Genomic DNA, 14,892 nt, shown 5'->3' on the forward strand with positions numbered 1-14,892 from the left:
CAGTCTATTGCAGATCGCCAGCGCCAGAGGGACAAGCCCGGCTGCGGACACCGCGCGCAGCCAATCACCGAGATACGCGAGTCGAACACTAAGCATATCCACTCCCCAAGGTTTCCGGAAAGTCCAGCCCGGGCTGAACACCGAATGTTCCACAGCACGCCGGGCTTGCCAGTTCATCAAGATAATCTGAACACGGCTCGAATTCATCCGCGTGGTTATCGCAGCGGCCCGTTGCCGCCGTGAGAGTCACAGACACGCCCGCATCAGCTTCAACCGCGCCGCGAGTGCAGGGGCACACGGAAAGCTCACCGCGCCGGATGCCGTTGCGGTCATACACGGGAACCACCATGGCTTCAGAGCGATCCCAGAAGCGGCAATTGCCGCAGATTCTTTCCGAAGAGAGAATTTCAAGGTCATCGTCCTCATGCGTGTAAAATTCTTCGCTCATGGCGGCCCCCGTAAAAGTTGAGACCGGGGATTTACCCCCGGCCTGTATGTAAACCGGCGAGTGCCGGGAGATGTAAAAGCCGGACGCCCAATGCGCCCGGCCCTGCGCAGCCACGGGGAACAAGTAAGGCGTGGCGCGCTTGCCAATTTGAAATTCCGACATTGCCGCCAAGGCGTTGATGTTTCCCTGGCGGTATATGAAAGAAATTCGTTCTGTCTGAATTATTGCCGAACTCTTTTGCAGGTTGTCACCCTGTGGGGTTAGTCACCTCCCCCAGAACCTCCCCGACGCCGTAGATCTTCCGCGACGGATCAACAGAACCCGCCCACCCTGTGGGGCTTTTACTTTCCTCAGCCTTCCCTGTGCTTCGTTTGCCTTCCCGCTCCCGTGGGCTTGCGGCTGTCCTGCACCCGGTACTTGTGGCCTTCCCTTCGCTCTCCCGGCTTGTGCTACTTTCGCCCGTGGGCTGTATTCGCGCTGGCAGTGCGTTGGTGAAGACAGTATGTTCACATTTGTGAACCAAGTCAAGATTTAAATTCACACGAGTGAACAAAGTTGATAAAACAAAAACACCCGCAGTTCAGTGGGCAACAAAAAAGCCCCTCGTGAGGGGCGGGGAGGAAATAGTCAGTAAGGAATAGTGAGCGGTGGGGCCGGGATATATAACTACATAGCCCTGTTCGGCGTAGAGCGATAGTGTCGCCTTACAAGCGTTTCACTGCCATCAGAGTTAACCCTAATGTAGGAACTAACATAGACTATTTTTTTACCATTTCTGGTTTTAGCCACATTACTCACCTCCTCTTTGCGCCAGTTGCGTCTGGTGTCACCGCATCGAGCACAAATTAGTAGGGAGTTCCCGGCCCCAGTTGAAGATGGCATAAGACTTAAGCGTAGAAAAGCCCCCTTTCGGGGGCTGAGCTATATCAAACAACACTCTGGCTTCTGTTGCCAAACCATACCGTCCAACTGCTTGCCTGCTTTTTTCTTATTTGTTCCGCCCCATTGTTTGAAAAAGAATGGGACATCTTGTTGCTGGCAGCTATCGCGAATTTCGGTAACCCAAGATTTTTCCATTGGACGCGAGCCTGGGCCGGATTCGCCGCCAACGATCACCCAGTGTATTCCGGCAAGATCTAGCGGGCCCAAAGAGGCAAGAAGAGGTTCGCACGATAGGAAGCGAACTTCAGCCGGGACATCGCGCAAATTGTCAATTCGATAAGTGTAGGCCATGTTTTCGATACTAACACCCATCCAGACGTTTTGCGGCCACTTTAACTGTGGGGCAAGCTGGCGCAGTCTTTTTGAACGTTTGGTCAATACTTGAAAAACATGGTGGCTGTTTTCAGCCATCACCCCAAAAACTTTTTTGATAAATTCAAGCGGAACGTCTTCGTGGAAAAGGTCGCTCATTGAATTTACAAAAATCAACTTGGGTTTTTTCCATGTGGCTGGGATACCAAGAGCGCTTTCGTGCAGACTGAGCTTGAAGCCGTCTGCATAGTTTGGACTGCCCATTGCCTGAAGGCGCAAGGCCATTTTTTCGGCATAACAGTTTTTGCAGCCTGGGCTAATTTTAGTGCAGCCAGTTAGCGGGTTCCAGCTTGCCTCTGTCCATTCTATTTTTGAAGTAGCCATAATAACCTCTTTATGTAGAGAAACTATAGCACTTTAAATGTAAAAAATCAAACTAGTTCAATTGTTTCAATATTATTAGAAAGCGCATACTTGTTTGAAATAGAGACTTTTTTTCTAATCTTTTTTTCTTTCAACAATTCAGAAATAACACTACTTGCATGTTTTATAATATGTCCATGTGTAACAGTAAAAATATATACACCTCTGTTTGTTGTTATCTCTTTTGCAAGGATTTTCTCTTTGAGTGTCCTTTGAAATACAGGTATTTTACTAGTCATTGAAAATGTTTCATCCAAAAAATGCTGATCATTTTCCGGCATATCTCCCGTAAGCGTAAAGTTTGATTCTCCGTTTACGGAATTATTCCAAGTAGCACTGAGAAACTTCTCTAGACCGAGTGGATGTCGTGTCATAAAAACAAGTCCATGCACCTGATGCGACTTTGTTTTTTTAATAGAAAATGGCGCAAAGTACGTTTCATTAAAGCCAAATTCTTCCTTGCAGTACCTGCAAAATATTTTTGTTATTTCTTTTGGTTTTATGCCCCTCGGAAAATTTGGAAGCCTTGCTGCAAAACCATCCTGTTCGTAAAATCTATTAATGAACGATGCAGGTATAAAAAGGAGAGTATCCGCAGCTTTAATCGCATTCACAGTAGACAGAACCATTTGATAATCAACAATGCCGCATGGGTCTATATAAAAAAAATGTGCAGAATTATTAGGAAATGAGCGTGGCATCAGTGCTTTAAAGCACTCGTCCGCAGATTTGTTTGTAAAATGGCAAGTTATATTTTCAGGCTTTTTGATAAGGTTGCATGCATTTACTTTTAACGGATCGGCGTCGTTCAAGCAGACATGAATCTTTTTTTTGGACAAAAGAGAACCATATTTATTTAGTGCGTTATATATCCGAACCGGACTTCCGGGAATATTTTTAATATCTTGTCCAGGGCCACAATAAAAATCGTAAATATAAATATATGAAATATATGGATGATTTAGAAAGACAGGGAGCCAACCTGTTAAACAGCTTTCAAGAATTTCAAGTTTGAGTATTGTCCCATCATCAAACGGTTCCTCATGGAAGTCCGGCTTTGAAGACACCTAACCCCTCCCTGTTTATTTTAATACCCCACCATCACCCACACAACGCGGCCTACGATAATTTCTTCGCCTTCATTTATGCCCACCCTGAAATCTGGGTAGCTTTCCTTGTCCGGATTCTGGGACTTAAAGACAAACTCCTTACGCGCGAAGTCCACGCCCACGCGCTTAATCACCAGCCCCTCATAAGGGATACGAGCCGCAAAAAGTTCGTTGGCCATAAACTCAGCGCCCAGGCGCACCCCAACAACCGCGCCATGAGGGATCAGCGGCTCCATGCTGTGGCCGCTTACTTTGAGCGCGTAGTCTGACATGCGGAAATATGATGGCGGTGCTGTTACGCTGAACAGTGGCTCAACTTCGGATAGGGCAACCCCAGGGCCAGCCCCGGCCACATCGTAGACGTTGATGGTTTTGAGATCGTCACCTGAGACGGGTATGGGAGGATGCCCGGGCTTACAGATGGAAGGCGTATTGCTGTCGCCAACGCCGGGAATTGCGCTTTTTTGAAAGAAAGCGGCAGGAAGAAAACCCAGGTTTTCGAGGTATTTCATCATATCAGAGAACGTGGCGTTAACGGCTTTTCTATTTCCATTTAGCCATTCTCCAATAACTGTTCTGTTTTTTGTTCCAACAATATCAGAAATCTGCTGGAGAGTCATACCCTCAGCCTTCATCGCCTCGACCCTTGACAGGATTGCGGCCCACGCTTTTTCTGCTACATTTTGCCATTTTTCCATAGAATTGAGCATAGGTGTAACCATCCGTTCACAGCAAGAAACATAGTGTTCTTTTTGGTTGCTTTTATTGTCCACATTTGTGAACATTGTGGGCATGGAAAACGCACTCGAAAAATATCGGAAAAAGTGGGGACTTACTTTTGAACAAATGGCTCAAGGTGCCGGGTTCAAATCGCGTTCTACCGTCCTCCAGCACTGTAGCGGCGTAAGAAAGGTTTCAGCCGAGGCGGCCCTTGCCTACTCGCGTGCATTCGGCATCGACCTTTCCGAACTTCGCCCCGATCTCTGGCCGCCTACAGCACCCCCTGCCATGTCACCCGAATCGGCTGTGCAGGTACACGCGCAGTAAGCAACGCTGCTGCCCGCGCCACGGCCATTTCAACTGCGGCGGCCTCGTCAATGTCTGCCGGGTAGCTGCGGTACAGAGGCTTAAGGAGGGCAGGGGAGAGGATTGTCACGAGCAGGTGGCCCTGCTTCGGTGTGATGTATGCGCGGAAGATTAACGGCTCTGGTTTTGCCATGAAAACAGATTACGGCCCGGAGCGGCTGGAAGGAATTACAATATGAGAGAGCAGTTACAGAGGATTACGTCCCTTCTGGCTCAAGCGTGCGCCACCTATCCGGGCGGCAAGCGCGGAGTTTTTAAGGCCATTGAGCACGAAGAGGGCAAGGGGCTGTCCGAGTCCAGCCTTTACACAGCGTTGAATGCAAACCCTACGGCGCCGGACACGCTGAAAGTGTCGCAACTGGTGAACGTCATGCGCGTAACCGCGGATGTTGCACCGCTGCGCTATCTTGCGGCCATGTTCGGCTATTCCATTGTGTCATACGAGGCCGAGGCCCCGGATGCCCCTACCGCTGAGGGTGAAATGCTCCAGGACTTCCCGGCGGTGGTGCGGTTTCATGAGGTCGGCCTGCGGTATCTGGAGGGCGCGGCGTGCGCTGCTGAGTTGCTGCAGGCGCAGGAAATGGCATTGGCTGAATTACGGCAGACGACAGCAAAGGTCATCGAGGAGGGTAAATAGTCATGGATTCATCGCTCAACCCTCGCAATGCGGTTCGGGCCATCACCCTGCGCCGCCCATATGCAATCGTGTATTGCGCGCTGGATCGTGGCGAATGGATTGTGCAGCCCCGGGAAGTCGCCGGCTCGTTTCGGCTCTCAAAAACAGAGTTCAGGATGCGCTACTGCCTCGAATCGGACTGCCCGCCAAAAATCAAGGTTCTGTTTGAGGGCATACCAACATTCATGCAGTGGCGGACGCGCAATGCGGCAGTGAGGGGCAAATGAACACAGACATTCGCCTCTCAGTTGGGTTCTGGCAGCACCCAAAGACTCGTAAGACTGCAAAGCGGCTTGGCCTTGAGGGTGTGCGCTCATTGCAAATTTTGTGGGCGTGGGCAGCACAGAACCGACCTGACGGCAATCTCACCGGCATGGATTGGGAGGACATAGAAATGGCCGCTGACTGGCAAGGAGACGAGCGGGCATTTTTTGAGTTTTGCCTTGGCGTCTGGATTGACCAAGCTGCCGAAAGCTATGCCCTGCATGATTGGAAAGATCACAATTCATGGGCCAGCGAGGCTGATGAACGCTCTGACAAGGCGCGGTTTTCTCGCTTGGCGACTGTCAATCGTGAAGTATACGAGCGCCTTAAAAGCGATGGCATCAACGCCGTCAGCAAAGAAGAATATGACCGCCTGACCAGCGCTCAGCGTCCGTTTGACGACCGTTTGACGACCGTCGCACGTTCGTCAAACGTCACGCCGTCTCCTGCTCCTTCTCCTGCTCCTACGCATAAAGACAAAGAGGGGGGGGATAACGCGCACGCGCACGTAGCACCTTTCGTGCCAGAAATTCACCCTGAAACTGTTCAGGGTGACATTGAAAATTTGAATCTGGCAGGTTCAGGAGGCGCTGACGCGCGTCAGTCTTTCTCGGAGCCTCCCGCAGAGGTATCACAGAGCACAGGCCCGAAGCGCACAGACTGCCCCAGCAAGGGACACCCGCAGTGGCGGGCATTCCTATCCTGCTGGCAGGTCTACCCTGTGCAGCAGGGGCAAGAGGCAGCGTGGCGGGAATGGATGCGGCTGCACGGCAATGGGACTCTGCCAGAGGCCTATGCGATCAGGGACGCAATCCTGACCTTGGCGCAGGGGGACAGCCGCTGGCAGCGCGGCAAAGTGCCGAACATGGCCAAGTGGCTCAACGGCAAGGGCTGGAATGACAGGCCTTTTGTCGAGCCGGTGCAGCAAGCCAGAGACGGCCCGCCGGTGGCACGGACGCAGCACCAGAAAAACAAACAAAATCTTGAGGGATTGGCGGCATTTGTCGCCGCAGCAGACGAGGAGTTTTCACATGGCTACGAAGCAGAGAATATCGGCAGAATTGGCGCGCATGGCCGTGGCTTACCGGCACCCGTTGGACGCTGACGAATTGCGGGCGCTGGTCAGCACTTGGGATGAGCTTTGCAACGACATCAGCGACGCAGAGTTTATCGCAGCGTGCAAGGCTCACATGCGCAAATCCCCGTTCTTTCCCTGCCCTGCGAATGTGTTGCGGGAGCATGCGGAACGGCCTGTAAAGACGACTTTGCCTGCCCTACCGAAAGAGCCAGAAGAAAAAACACCGCAGTTCGGAAGTCTGGTGCTTGCCGCTTTCAGGGGCGATCCAGAAGCCAGGGCCGCCATGGAGCGAATCAAGGCGGGGAGGGTAGTGCAGTGAAACTTGTCGTCAGAATCGTACCCCGGGCCCAGATGCGCGCCCGGCACGGCGTGGTAAATGGCTTTTCGCGCACGTACAAGGACAAGCTTCAGGCTGCCGAAGAGGAGGCGCTGATGGCCCTGCTCGGACCGTATCAGCCTGCACAGCCGTTTCAAGGGCAGCTACTTCTGGGCGTTAAGGCTTTTCTTCCGATTCCGTCCAGCAAGCCGTCATGGTTTACAGGTAAGCCCAAAGAATTCCAGACCCTGGCTCGAAAAGGCGTTGTGCGCCCAACCACAAAGCCCGACCTGGACAATTTGCTGAAGCACGTCAAGGACTGCCTGTCTAAACTGCGATTTTGGGAAGATGACAAGCTGGTTGTGGGCTACCTGCCGCACACAGGGAAATACTACTCGGACGTGCCGCGCTGGGAGATTGAAATTCTGGAGTGTCCACATGTTTGATTACGCATATCCCGACATGGTGGTGGTCGAGGCAGAGCCGCGGCAGCCAAGAAGGCTCGTCGGCGTTGGTGTTGGTTTTGAGCGCACCCGCAGGATCACCGGATATCTCGTGGGCGATCTGGACAGGTTCAACAACGCCAAGCGGGCAGAGGAACGGGACAGGGCAAAGCATGGGTTGAACCGGGAGGAAGTATGAGTACGGCGGCTGAACAACGGCAGGCACTGCAAGTGAGCTATGTGCCGAAGATTCTGCGCAACATGGCGGAAATCTGCGAAGAGATGGGCGTGGGTGAGAAAACTGTTAAGGCCTGGGTACAAAAAGGCGCGCCCATCGCTGTTGAGGGCGACGGGCGCAAAGTGAGATATAGTGCGGAGATTGCTAGGCTTCAGGCGTGGAGGGTAAGGTAGACAGCTCTCCAATTTTTTCTAATAGCGCATTAATTTTTTCACTCTCTTTTAGTAGTTCTCCACCCCGCGCGCCATGAGAGTTGTTAGATGTCGTATATTCAATTTTTTTATATATTAAATTTATAATACCATGTATTCTTTCCGATTCAATTTGTGAACGGATACTATGATTCAATTCATATGACATTATTTTTTGCGCATCAATATTTTCCTTAGCCAGTTTTGCAGCTTCTTCATTTGCTTCAGCGCTTCTTCTCAGTTCTTCTCGTGTCTCTGAAAGTTCTTGACGTTGAAGTTTAAGCTCTTCTTTTTGAAAATATATGGCGATCATCATCCCCAAAAAGGCTAATCCTGTAAATAATGACTCTATTGATTCTACATTTTTGCCACCTTCCTTGCATAATTCTGTTAGTCCGCCACCCCACAACCATAAAACGACAATCCCGACCCCAATTAACGTAAAAATAACCTTCATGTTTATCCTTGCCGTTTTTGAATAGTTGAAAACCTGTCAACCCCTCCCCAGATACTCCTCAGACCTTCCCAGATACTCCTGAGTCCGTCCTTGTGTAAACCCCATGCTACGCTTCTGCCCAAACAGGAGCGTAAGTCGTGGCCGACAATTTTACTACCGCACACAAATTCACTGCCCAATGGGAAGGTGGTCTTACTGACCACCCCGCAGATCGTGGACAGATAACCAAATACGGCGTCAGCCTTGCATTCCTGAAAGGCGTCGCTGCCGAATCCCAATCCAACCGCGACACCTTGGAGCGTATGGGTATCCGACTGCCTATCACGCGCCAGGTCATTATCGACCTGACCGAAACTCAGGCAGCCAGTCTTTTTCGCTGGCAGTTCTGGGACCGCCTGAAGCTCGATCTTATTCCCCTGCGCCCTGCCGTGGTGCTCTATGACGCCGCAGTCAACAGCGGCCCTGCCCAATCCGTCAAGCTCGCCCAGCGCGGCTACAACCGCTGTGTAGCCTACGGCCAGCCTTTGGTTGTGGACGGCATCATGGGGCCAGCCACCCGCGCCGCCATGCAGCTTGCCGACACGGACAAGGCCCTTACGGCCATGCTCGACGCGCGCGAGGCGTTCTTCCAGACCATCGTTGCCAATAACCCCAGCCAGCAGGTTTTTTTGCGCGGCTGGATCAACCGCGTGGACGATCTGCGCCGTTACGTGCGGGGGCTGTGATGTTTGGATTTCTTGGAAACATTTTTGGCAAGGTACTGGACAAGGTTTCTCCCGACCGCGCGGCAACTCGCGAAGCCCAGAGTCGCATCAATGAAGCCGAAGTTGCTGGCGCACCGGCCAGCCGCCTGCGACTCTGGCGCTCTTTTTTGGGGTGGGTATTGGCCCTGCTGCTTGTATGGGAAATACCCGGACGGCTCATTATCGTGCCACTCTTTTTCCCCGAGTGGGGCAAAACCCTGCCGCCATCTGCTCTGGATACAGTTATGACCCTGCTGCTCGGCATGTTGGGCCTGGGGTTCTAGCTGTGACCGTAGAAATCATGGACGTGCTGCAAATCCTCACACCGCTGGCTATCGCTGTCGTCGGTTATGGGGTTCGCCTCATTTGGAGCGAGATCAAGAGCCAGAGGGCCGAGTTGCGCGAGTACGTGCGCCAGGAGACGTGCAAGGCGCACCGTGCGGATTTGCAGCGGCAAATTGCAGATCTGCGAAAGGATATGTGATGGCAGCTAAGAAGACATCTCAGAAGACACTTAAAGCTGTTTGACGATCATGGCGGTCAGTGATGACGAAGCTCACCCATAAACAACGCCTGTTCGTCGAGGCATATCAGGGGAATGCGACAGCGGCAGCCCTTGCCGCTGGCTACAGCGAAAAAACGGCTCGCTCCATTGGGCGTGAAAACCTGACAAAACCTTACATTCTTGACGCAATTAAAGCGCGGGAGATCAAAGCCCTTTCTACCCTCATTGCCGGGCGGGAAGAGCGCCAAGAGTTTCTTACCGATGTCATGCGCTGCGTCGAAGAGGCAACCAAGGACAGGCTTAAGGCCTGCGACCAACTCTCAAAAATATCTGGCGACTATATCGACCGCCATATCATAGAGACCCCAGATTCTCTCGGCGTTGCCATCTGTGAGCAGAGGTCGATTGCTGCCAGAGAGCGGCTTCTTTCTATACGTGCCGAACGCGAAGCTAGGGCAAGAGAAAGCGACAGAGACAACCCAGGGGTGGCTGGTTAGTATGATCTATCCACTGTTCGATTACGCCGACCGGGTCGCCGGAGAAAATAAGGCCCCATTCATCGATCTGCCGTACCTGCACACGTTCTGCGATGCGCTCCAGGACTGTGTTGCCGGTTGTCTGCCGAACGGAGCCAAGAACCTCGCCTGCTGCATCGCGCCCCGCCACTACAAGACCAGTTTCGGGGCCCGTTCTTTCCCCGCCTGGTGCTTCGCCGAGGTCGCGCCCGACTGCGAGTTTATCCTCACATCCTACTCCGATGAGCTGGTCACCGACAGCGCGGTGGCCATCCGCCAGACCATCACGCAGCCGTGGCATATGGAACTTTACCCGCATCTGCGTATTTCCGCCGAAGACCGGGACCTCAAAAACTATTTCAAGACCACGGCCGGGGGCAGCATCTACGCCGCGCCCATCGGCGGCACAATTACCGGCTTCGGCGCCGGGAAGGTCCGCCGGGGCTTCGGCGGGGCCATCATCTTTGACGACACCATGAAGGCGGCGGACTCCAAGTCCGCAACCAAGCGCCAGAACGTCATTGACTACTACAACGGCACACTGAAGAGCCGGCGGAACTCGGTCCACAATACGCCCATCATCCTCATTGCGCAGCGCCTGCACCCCGATGACCTGCTCGGCTGGATTTTGAAGAACGAGCCCGAGGACTGGCACGTCGTCACCTTCCCGGCCGTGCGCGAGGGGGAACCGCTCAACCCGGTGACCTGCTCCCTGGAGTTCCTCGAAAAACTCAAGATCGTGGCCCCGCACACCTATTGGTCGCAGTACATGCAGTCGCCCATGATTCAGGGCGGCAATATCATCAAGCTCGACTGGTGGCAGACCTATAACCCGGCCCAGGGGCAGCGCGGCGGGCTCATCTTTCTCACGGCGGACACGGCGTACAAGTCCAAGAAGGACAGTGACGCCTCTGTCATTCGCGCATGGGAGGGCACCAGAGATCATCTGTACTGCCTCGATGCCGTCTATGGCCGGTGGGAATTCCCGCGCCTACTCAAGGAAGCTCAGGAATTCTGGCAGAAATGGCAGCAGAAAGGCGCGCGCGAGTTCTGGGTCGAGGACAAGGCCACCGGCACCCCTCTGGCCCAGACCATGCGCGACAACGACATCCCGGCCGAGGACTGGCGACCGGGCGACTTCGATTTCCCCGAGGACAAGGTCGGTCGCATGAATGAAGCGGCCTGGTCCGTTCACGGTGGGCATGTGCTCATCCCTGAAGGCAACGCCGAAGTCGTCATCGACGAAAACACCATGCTGAATGTCGATGCGCAGTCTAAGATGCTGGTAGAAGAGTGTGCGGCCTTTGCGCCGGACATGTCCCATTCCAATGACGACCACTGTGACACCCTCACCATGGCCGTGTCTCTATGGCGCAACGCGGGGGGCGGAAGGTGATGCGAGGTAGAATACTCACGCGCAGACGTCCCGCGCTTGTTATGGGAAGCCGCAAACGGACGCAGAATATGCTGCTCTCGGGCGGCGGGGCCGAGACCTTGCAGGACCGGGGCTCGCGCTCCACATCCAGCGTGCACACGCTGAACCCGTATTACAACAACAACTTTCTCGCGCGCTGGCAGGAGTATATCCGCTGGTATATGACCTCGTGGGAGGCGCGGAAAATTATCGACATCCCTATCGAGGACGCCCTGCGCAAGCCCGTTGAACTACGTGGTATGGCCCCGGATGACGAAAATAAACTCTGGGACGCCTACCTCGCTCTTGACGCCGATCGCCAGATTCGTCGGGCGCTCATTCAGGAACGCCTGCTCGGCGGCGCGCTCATCCTGCCCGTGTTCATGCGGCCGGAGGAGGAAAAGACCGCCGACCGGCTCAACTACAACACCCTGCAGCCGGGCGACCTCAAGGCTCTCAACGTGGTCGACGTCTCGCGCCTGTCGCGCCCGAACTACGATACCGACCCCTTCAGCCCGGACTACGACCGCATCAACAGCATCCTCGTGAACGGCACCGAGGTGCACGTTTCCCGCTGTCTGGTGCTCGACGGCAACGCCCTGTTCAACCGGGCCGCGCAGACCGTGTTGGAAAACTTCCGCTTCAATCCTTGCGGCTTCGGCGAATCCAAGCTCGCCACCCTGTACGATCTCCTGAACCGCGTAGTCGGAACGCAGCAGGGCGCGTATCACCTCGTGAATATGTCCTCCTGCCTGCTCATTGAGGCCGACAACCTGCGTAGCGTCATTGCTTCCGACTCCCCGGCGCTCGCCAAGTTGCGCGAGATTATCGAGCAACTATCCCTGTACCGGGGGGCCATCGTTGACGCCAAGGGCGCGAAAATCAACCAGCACAGCGCGAGCTTCGGCTCCGTGCCCGAGCTGGTCATGACCTTCGCACAGCTCCTGTCCGCCGCATCCGACATTCCGGCTACCCGTTTTCTCGGCCAGGCCCCCGGAGGCCTCAACGCCACCGGCGAGAGCGACCAGAACAACTATTACGACATGGTGCAAGCCTACCAGCGCCTCACGGTCATGCCGGTGCAGCGCCGCATCTTCGACTGGATAGGGGCCACTCTCTGGGGCTGGAAAGACTGGACCGCCCGTTCCGCCAAGTTGGAAATGCACTACCCGAGCCTCAAGACCATGTCGGAAAAGGAAGAAGCGGACATCGCCCAGATTTACGCCACCATCGTGCAGGGTCTTGTGGATTCTCAGGTCATCAGCTCCGAGGGCGCGGTCAAGGAACTTATCGAGCGCAAGATATTCCTTACTCCGGTCGAGGCCATGGAATTTCTGGAGAGCGACCCGGACATCGCCGACCCCTTCGGCGGGCAGGGATTCGGGAGGGTCGCGTAATGCCCATCTTCCTGAACCGAGACACCGCAAAACGCATGCCCAGGGGCAAACGCCGGGCCGCACCAGTGAGGTCGCCGCGTCGCGTGTCTTTGGAGGTTCGGCGGGCTATCGGTGCCACCATGCGCGGGCTTATTGAGGACGTTGAGAACCTCATTCCTTGGCTTGCTGGCGAAGCAACCCCATCACAGGCCGCACAGGCATTGCGGGAATTGCAGGACCGCTGGCGCATCATCTACGGGGCCGATGCGCAGCGCTTGGCATCAAGGTGGGTGTCCGAAGTGAGCAAGGACACCAAGTTGCGGTTGGAAAAAAATATCGCTCGCTCCTTGGGTGTCGATATGACCGCTATCTTCGACGACAAGGTAGTTTTTGACGCTGCAGAACTCATGAGCGTGGAAGCCCGGGGGCTCATTACAACTATCCCTGGAGAATACCTCGACGGGGTGACGCGCGCGGTACTCGATAACTATCAGCAGATACAGCAGCCCGAAGGCCGTAGCCTTGCGGAACAGATCCAGCACCTCGCTGGCGTTTCTGATTCCAGGGCGCGCATCATCGCCAGAGATCAGACAAGCAAAATCAACACGGCCATCAATCAGGCTCGGCAACAAGAAGTAGGCATAGAGGAGTACATCTGGCGAACACGAAAAGATGCTCGTGTAGTTGGTAAGCCAGGTGGACTTTATCCCAATGGGAACCGTACCCACGGCAACCATTGGGAACGCGAGGGGCAGGTATATCGGTGGGATCAGCCTCCGGTCGACGGACATCCTGGCTATGCCATTAATTGCCGTTGCTTTTCTGAACCCATTATTGACGTAAGCAAATTGAGGAACGCGGTATGACGCGCATTCTAAAAAAAGAGTTCATCAACCGAGCGCCCGCGCGCTTCACAGATTGGCGCATTGACGATGACGGGTTCTTGCGTGTGACAGCCGTCGTGCTGAAAGAGGGCGTCTACCCCTATGGCGCGGATGAAGCGGGCACCGCTGCAACACTGCCTGGCATTGACCCGGTGCAGCAGTATATCCCGGCCTCGGAATTTACGGAAAAGGCTCTGGACAGTCTGGAAGGTAAACCAGTTGTCATCAACGCCCATGAATGGCGAGACGCAGGCAATGCGCTTGTTGATGGCCTCACGATTGGTGCAGTGGCCGGACGCCCGTATATGAAAGACGGTGAAATCGTCTGTGACTTTCTTATTATGGACCAAGACACCATTCGCAAAGTGCAAAACGGCGAATTGGTCGAGGTTTCGTCAGGATATAACGGCACCCTTGTCGTAGGCGAGGGAAGCTTCGGCGGTCGCCATTATCACGGCACACAGACCGACCTTGAATTCAATCACGTCCTGCTGCTGCCCGAAGGCATGGGCCGGTGCGGTTACGACGTGCGCATCATCAACAGCCGCGAGCCATACTCCGGCAAACAATCAGAAGGAGCAGGAGACATGCCCACCACTCTGAAGGTGACCGTCGGCAATCGCGCGCGGTCGTACAAGTTCCAGAACGAAGAAGACGCCGCCCAGGCCGAGGAAATGCTCAACGAGGAAAAGGCCTTCAACGCCGAGGCCGTCAGCGCGGCCATCGCGGCCAAGACCGACCTGGAAGGGCAGATTTCCGAATTGCAGAAGCAGCTCGCCGAACACGACCAGCACCTTGCCGACGCCAAGAAGCAGATCGAAGAGTTGCTCACCCCGGCCGCGCAGGAAGCCATGGCCGAGGAGTTCGTCGAGCAGAAGGACGCCGAAGACGCCATCATCGACGCCGAAACCGACAACATGGAAGGCGGCAACGCGGAAGCAGATGAAGAAAAAGAAGAATTCGGCAATGCCCTCAAAAAGTGCAATAGCATGGCCGAGCGCCGCAAGGTGACTGTGGCCCGCGTCATGAACATGCGCGGACTGAAGGTCGACGACTGGAACCAGGACGCCTTTGACGGTGCGTTCGAGATTCTCGCCGCCAATGCCAAAGCGAAGGCCAAGAGTAAAGAAAAAACCGGGCGCGTTCTCAACGGCTCCCGCACTCCCGGCAAGGGCGGATCCCAGCCCGCCAACAACCGCGAGCGCATGCTCCGGCCCATGAAAGCCCGTAACGCGAAGCCCGAAAGCAAGTAAGGAGAACGACCATGCCCAACACTTACAACCCCGTGCGCAACGGTTTTGCGCAGAGCTCGTACAAGGACCAGCAGGGCACGGCGCTCGCCGGTTCTCTGGCCTTTGCCAGCGACAAGAATCTTGTGGACGCCTTCATCGTCGGCGACGTGGGCGACGACGGTCTTGAAGCGGGCCTCGCCGTTATCGCAGGCGTCGCGACCGACGTGCAGCGTACCGGCC

21 protein-coding genes are annotated in these 14,892 nt (G+C 54.7%); 16 read left to right on the forward strand and 5 right to left on the reverse strand.

Features of this window, described 5'->3' with window-relative positions:
* Nucleotides 1-88 precede the first annotated feature (88 nt).
* The 4 genes from V6C16_RS01345 to V6C16_RS01360 all read right to left on the reverse strand — a co-directional run bounded on the left by V6C16_RS01345 (nt 89) and on the right by V6C16_RS01360 (nt 3,944).
* A complete protein-coding gene (locus tag V6C16_RS01345) occupies nt 89-448 on the reverse strand; it encodes a hypothetical protein (protein WP_333535381.1) in 360 nt (119 codons plus the stop codon).
* 921 nt (nt 449-1,369) lie between these two features.
* Nucleotides 1,370-2,086, reverse strand: coding sequence for a DUF5131 family protein (locus V6C16_RS01350; protein WP_333535382.1), 717 nt, complete (start codon nt 2,084-2,086; stop codon nt 1,370-1,372).
* 47 nt (nt 2,087-2,133) lie between these two features.
* The gene (gene tcmP / locus V6C16_RS01355) at nt 2,134-3,192 is read right to left on the reverse strand and encodes a three-Cys-motif partner protein TcmP (RefSeq protein ID WP_333535383.1); all 1,059 of its coding nucleotides are present in this window, start codon (nt 3,190-3,192) and stop codon (nt 2,134-2,136) included.
* A gap of 20 nt (nt 3,193-3,212) precedes the next feature.
* Nucleotides 3,213-3,944, reverse strand: a complete 732-nt coding sequence (locus tag V6C16_RS01360) for a S24 family peptidase (RefSeq protein WP_333542731.1) — start codon at nt 3,942-3,944, stop codon at nt 3,213-3,215.
* Between the two features lie 82 nt (nt 3,945-4,026).
* Between V6C16_RS01360 and V6C16_RS14930 the strand changes: the two genes are divergently transcribed.
* The 7 genes from V6C16_RS14930 to V6C16_RS01390 all read left to right on the forward strand — a co-directional run bounded on the left by V6C16_RS14930 (nt 4,027) and on the right by V6C16_RS01390 (nt 7,508).
* Entirely contained in the window at nt 4,027-4,281 is a 255-nt protein-coding gene (locus V6C16_RS14930) for a helix-turn-helix transcriptional regulator (protein WP_442886165.1), read from the forward strand.
* Between the two features lie 214 nt (nt 4,282-4,495).
* The gene (locus V6C16_RS01365) at nt 4,496-4,957 is read left to right on the forward strand and encodes a hypothetical protein (RefSeq protein WP_333535385.1); all 462 of its coding nucleotides are present in this window, start codon (nt 4,496-4,498) and stop codon (nt 4,955-4,957) included.
* 2 nt (nt 4,958-4,959) lie between these two features.
* Nucleotides 4,960-5,223, forward strand: a complete 264-nt coding sequence (locus tag V6C16_RS01370; protein WP_333535386.1) for a hypothetical protein — start codon at nt 4,960-4,962, stop codon at nt 5,221-5,223.
* Nucleotides 5,220-6,365 carry a hypothetical protein gene (locus V6C16_RS01375; protein ID WP_333535388.1) on the forward strand — a complete coding sequence of 382 codons (1,146 nt, stop codon included), beginning with the start codon at nt 5,220-5,222 and terminating at the stop codon, nt 6,363-6,365. Before V6C16_RS01370 ends, V6C16_RS01375 begins: the two co-directional genes overlap by 4 nt.
* Before the next feature lie 288 nt (nt 6,366-6,653).
* Entirely contained in the window at nt 6,654-7,100 is a 447-nt protein-coding gene (locus tag V6C16_RS01380; RefSeq protein WP_333535391.1) for a RusA family crossover junction endodeoxyribonuclease, read from the forward strand.
* Nucleotides 7,101-7,116: 16 nt separating this feature from the next.
* On the forward strand, nt 7,117-7,296 hold the full coding sequence (gene nrdD / locus V6C16_RS01385; protein ID WP_333535404.1) for an anaerobic ribonucleoside-triphosphate reductase: 180 nt from the start codon (nt 7,117-7,119) through the stop codon (nt 7,294-7,296).
* Entirely contained in the window at nt 7,293-7,508 is a 216-nt protein-coding gene (locus V6C16_RS01390) for a MerR family transcriptional regulator (protein ID WP_333535392.1), read from the forward strand. The genes nrdD and V6C16_RS01390 overlap by 4 nt, the downstream gene beginning before the upstream one ends.
* Here the strand turns inward: V6C16_RS01390 and V6C16_RS01395 are convergent.
* A complete protein-coding gene (locus tag V6C16_RS01395) occupies nt 7,480-7,983 on the reverse strand; it encodes a hypothetical protein (protein ID WP_333535393.1) in 504 nt (167 codons plus the stop codon). The two genes, V6C16_RS01390 and V6C16_RS01395, sit on opposite strands and share 29 nt — an antisense overlap.
* Before the next feature lie 137 nt (nt 7,984-8,120).
* On the opposite strand from V6C16_RS01395, the gene V6C16_RS01400 reads away from it, so the two are divergent.
* The 9 genes from V6C16_RS01400 to V6C16_RS01440 all read left to right on the forward strand — a co-directional run.
* Nucleotides 8,121-8,708: a glycoside hydrolase family 108 protein gene (locus tag V6C16_RS01400; RefSeq protein WP_333535394.1), complete on the forward strand. Its 588-nt coding sequence runs from the start codon at nt 8,121-8,123 to the stop codon at nt 8,706-8,708.
* On the forward strand, nt 8,708-9,010 hold the full coding sequence (locus V6C16_RS01405) for a hypothetical protein (protein ID WP_333535395.1): 303 nt from the start codon (nt 8,708-8,710) through the stop codon (nt 9,008-9,010). The genes V6C16_RS01400 and V6C16_RS01405 overlap by 1 nt, the downstream gene beginning before the upstream one ends.
* 2 nt (nt 9,011-9,012) lie before the next feature.
* On the forward strand, nt 9,013-9,210 hold the full coding sequence (locus V6C16_RS01410) for a hypothetical protein (RefSeq protein ID WP_333535396.1): 198 nt from the start codon (nt 9,013-9,015) through the stop codon (nt 9,208-9,210).
* A gap of 62 nt (nt 9,211-9,272) precedes the next feature.
* Nucleotides 9,273-9,728 carry a terminase small subunit gene (locus V6C16_RS01415; protein ID WP_333535397.1) on the forward strand — a complete coding sequence of 152 codons (456 nt, stop codon included), beginning with the start codon at nt 9,273-9,275 and terminating at the stop codon, nt 9,726-9,728.
* 1 nt (nt 9,729) lies between these two features.
* Complete coding sequence (locus tag V6C16_RS01420; RefSeq protein ID WP_333535398.1) at nt 9,730-11,142, forward strand: hypothetical protein; 1,413 nt, start codon at nt 9,730-9,732, stop codon at nt 11,140-11,142.
* Between the two features lie 41 nt (nt 11,143-11,183).
* Nucleotides 11,184-12,557, forward strand: coding sequence for a phage portal protein (locus V6C16_RS01425; RefSeq protein WP_333542732.1), 1,374 nt, complete (start codon nt 11,184-11,186; stop codon nt 12,555-12,557).
* 119 nt (nt 12,558-12,676) lie between these two features.
* Nucleotides 12,677-13,402 carry a minor capsid protein gene (locus tag V6C16_RS01430; protein WP_333535401.1) on the forward strand — a complete coding sequence of 242 codons (726 nt, stop codon included), beginning with the start codon at nt 12,677-12,679 and terminating at the stop codon, nt 13,400-13,402.
* Nucleotides 13,399-14,673, forward strand: coding sequence for a DUF2213 domain-containing protein (locus V6C16_RS01435; RefSeq protein ID WP_333535402.1), 1,275 nt, complete (start codon nt 13,399-13,401; stop codon nt 14,671-14,673). The genes V6C16_RS01430 and V6C16_RS01435 overlap by 4 nt, the downstream gene beginning before the upstream one ends.
* 11 nt (nt 14,674-14,684) lie before the next feature.
* On the forward strand, nt 14,685-14,892 hold a 208-nt coding region (locus V6C16_RS01440), incomplete at its 3' end, for a hypothetical protein (protein ID WP_333542733.1).

The organism is Desulfovibrio sp. 1188_IL3213, assembly GCF_036763145.1.
Lineage (GTDB): Bacteria > Desulfobacterota > Desulfovibrionia > Desulfovibrionales > Desulfovibrionaceae > Desulfovibrio.

Excerpts from the sequence above, each read along its gene's own strand:
- V6C16_RS01425 (WP_333542732.1), top strand. The coding sequence starts at position 11,184 with ATGGGAAGCCGCAAACGGACGCAGAATATGCTGCTCTCGGGCGGCGGG.
- V6C16_RS01350 (WP_333535382.1), bottom strand. The coding sequence starts at position 2,086 with ATGGCTACTTCAAAAATAGAATGGACAGAGGCAAGCTGGAACCCGCTA.
- V6C16_RS01365 (WP_333535385.1), top strand. The coding sequence starts at position 4,496 with ATGAGAGAGCAGTTACAGAGGATTACGTCCCTTCTGGCTCAAGCGTGC.
- V6C16_RS01420 (WP_333535398.1), top strand. The coding sequence starts at position 9,730 with ATGATCTATCCACTGTTCGATTACGCCGACCGGGTCGCCGGAGAAAAT.
- V6C16_RS01390 (WP_333535392.1), top strand. The coding sequence starts at position 7,293 with ATGAGTACGGCGGCTGAACAACGGCAGGCACTGCAAGTGAGCTATGTG.
- V6C16_RS01435 (WP_333535402.1), top strand. The coding sequence starts at position 13,399 with ATGACGCGCATTCTAAAAAAAGAGTTCATCAACCGAGCGCCCGCGCGC.
- V6C16_RS01345 (WP_333535381.1), bottom strand. The coding sequence starts at position 448 with ATGAGCGAAGAATTTTACACGCATGAGGACGATGACCTTGAAATTCTC.
- V6C16_RS01370 (WP_333535386.1), top strand. The coding sequence starts at position 4,960 with ATGGATTCATCGCTCAACCCTCGCAATGCGGTTCGGGCCATCACCCTG.
- V6C16_RS01360 (WP_333542731.1), bottom strand. The coding sequence starts at position 3,944 with ATGCTCAATTCTATGGAAAAATGGCAAAATGTAGCAGAAAAAGCGTGG.
- V6C16_RS01375 (WP_333535388.1), top strand. The coding sequence starts at position 5,220 with ATGAACACAGACATTCGCCTCTCAGTTGGGTTCTGGCAGCACCCAAAG.
- V6C16_RS01405 (WP_333535395.1), top strand. The coding sequence starts at position 8,708 with ATGTTTGGATTTCTTGGAAACATTTTTGGCAAGGTACTGGACAAGGTT.
- V6C16_RS14930 (WP_442886165.1), top strand. The coding sequence starts at position 4,027 with ATGGAAAACGCACTCGAAAAATATCGGAAAAAGTGGGGACTTACTTTT.
- V6C16_RS01395 (WP_333535393.1), bottom strand. The coding sequence starts at position 7,983 with ATGAAGGTTATTTTTACGTTAATTGGGGTCGGGATTGTCGTTTTATGG.
- V6C16_RS01415 (WP_333535397.1), top strand. The coding sequence starts at position 9,273 with ATGACGAAGCTCACCCATAAACAACGCCTGTTCGTCGAGGCATATCAG.
- V6C16_RS01430 (WP_333535401.1), top strand. The coding sequence starts at position 12,677 with ATGCGCGGGCTTATTGAGGACGTTGAGAACCTCATTCCTTGGCTTGCT.
- nrdD (WP_333535404.1), top strand. The coding sequence starts at position 7,117 with ATGGTGGTGGTCGAGGCAGAGCCGCGGCAGCCAAGAAGGCTCGTCGGC.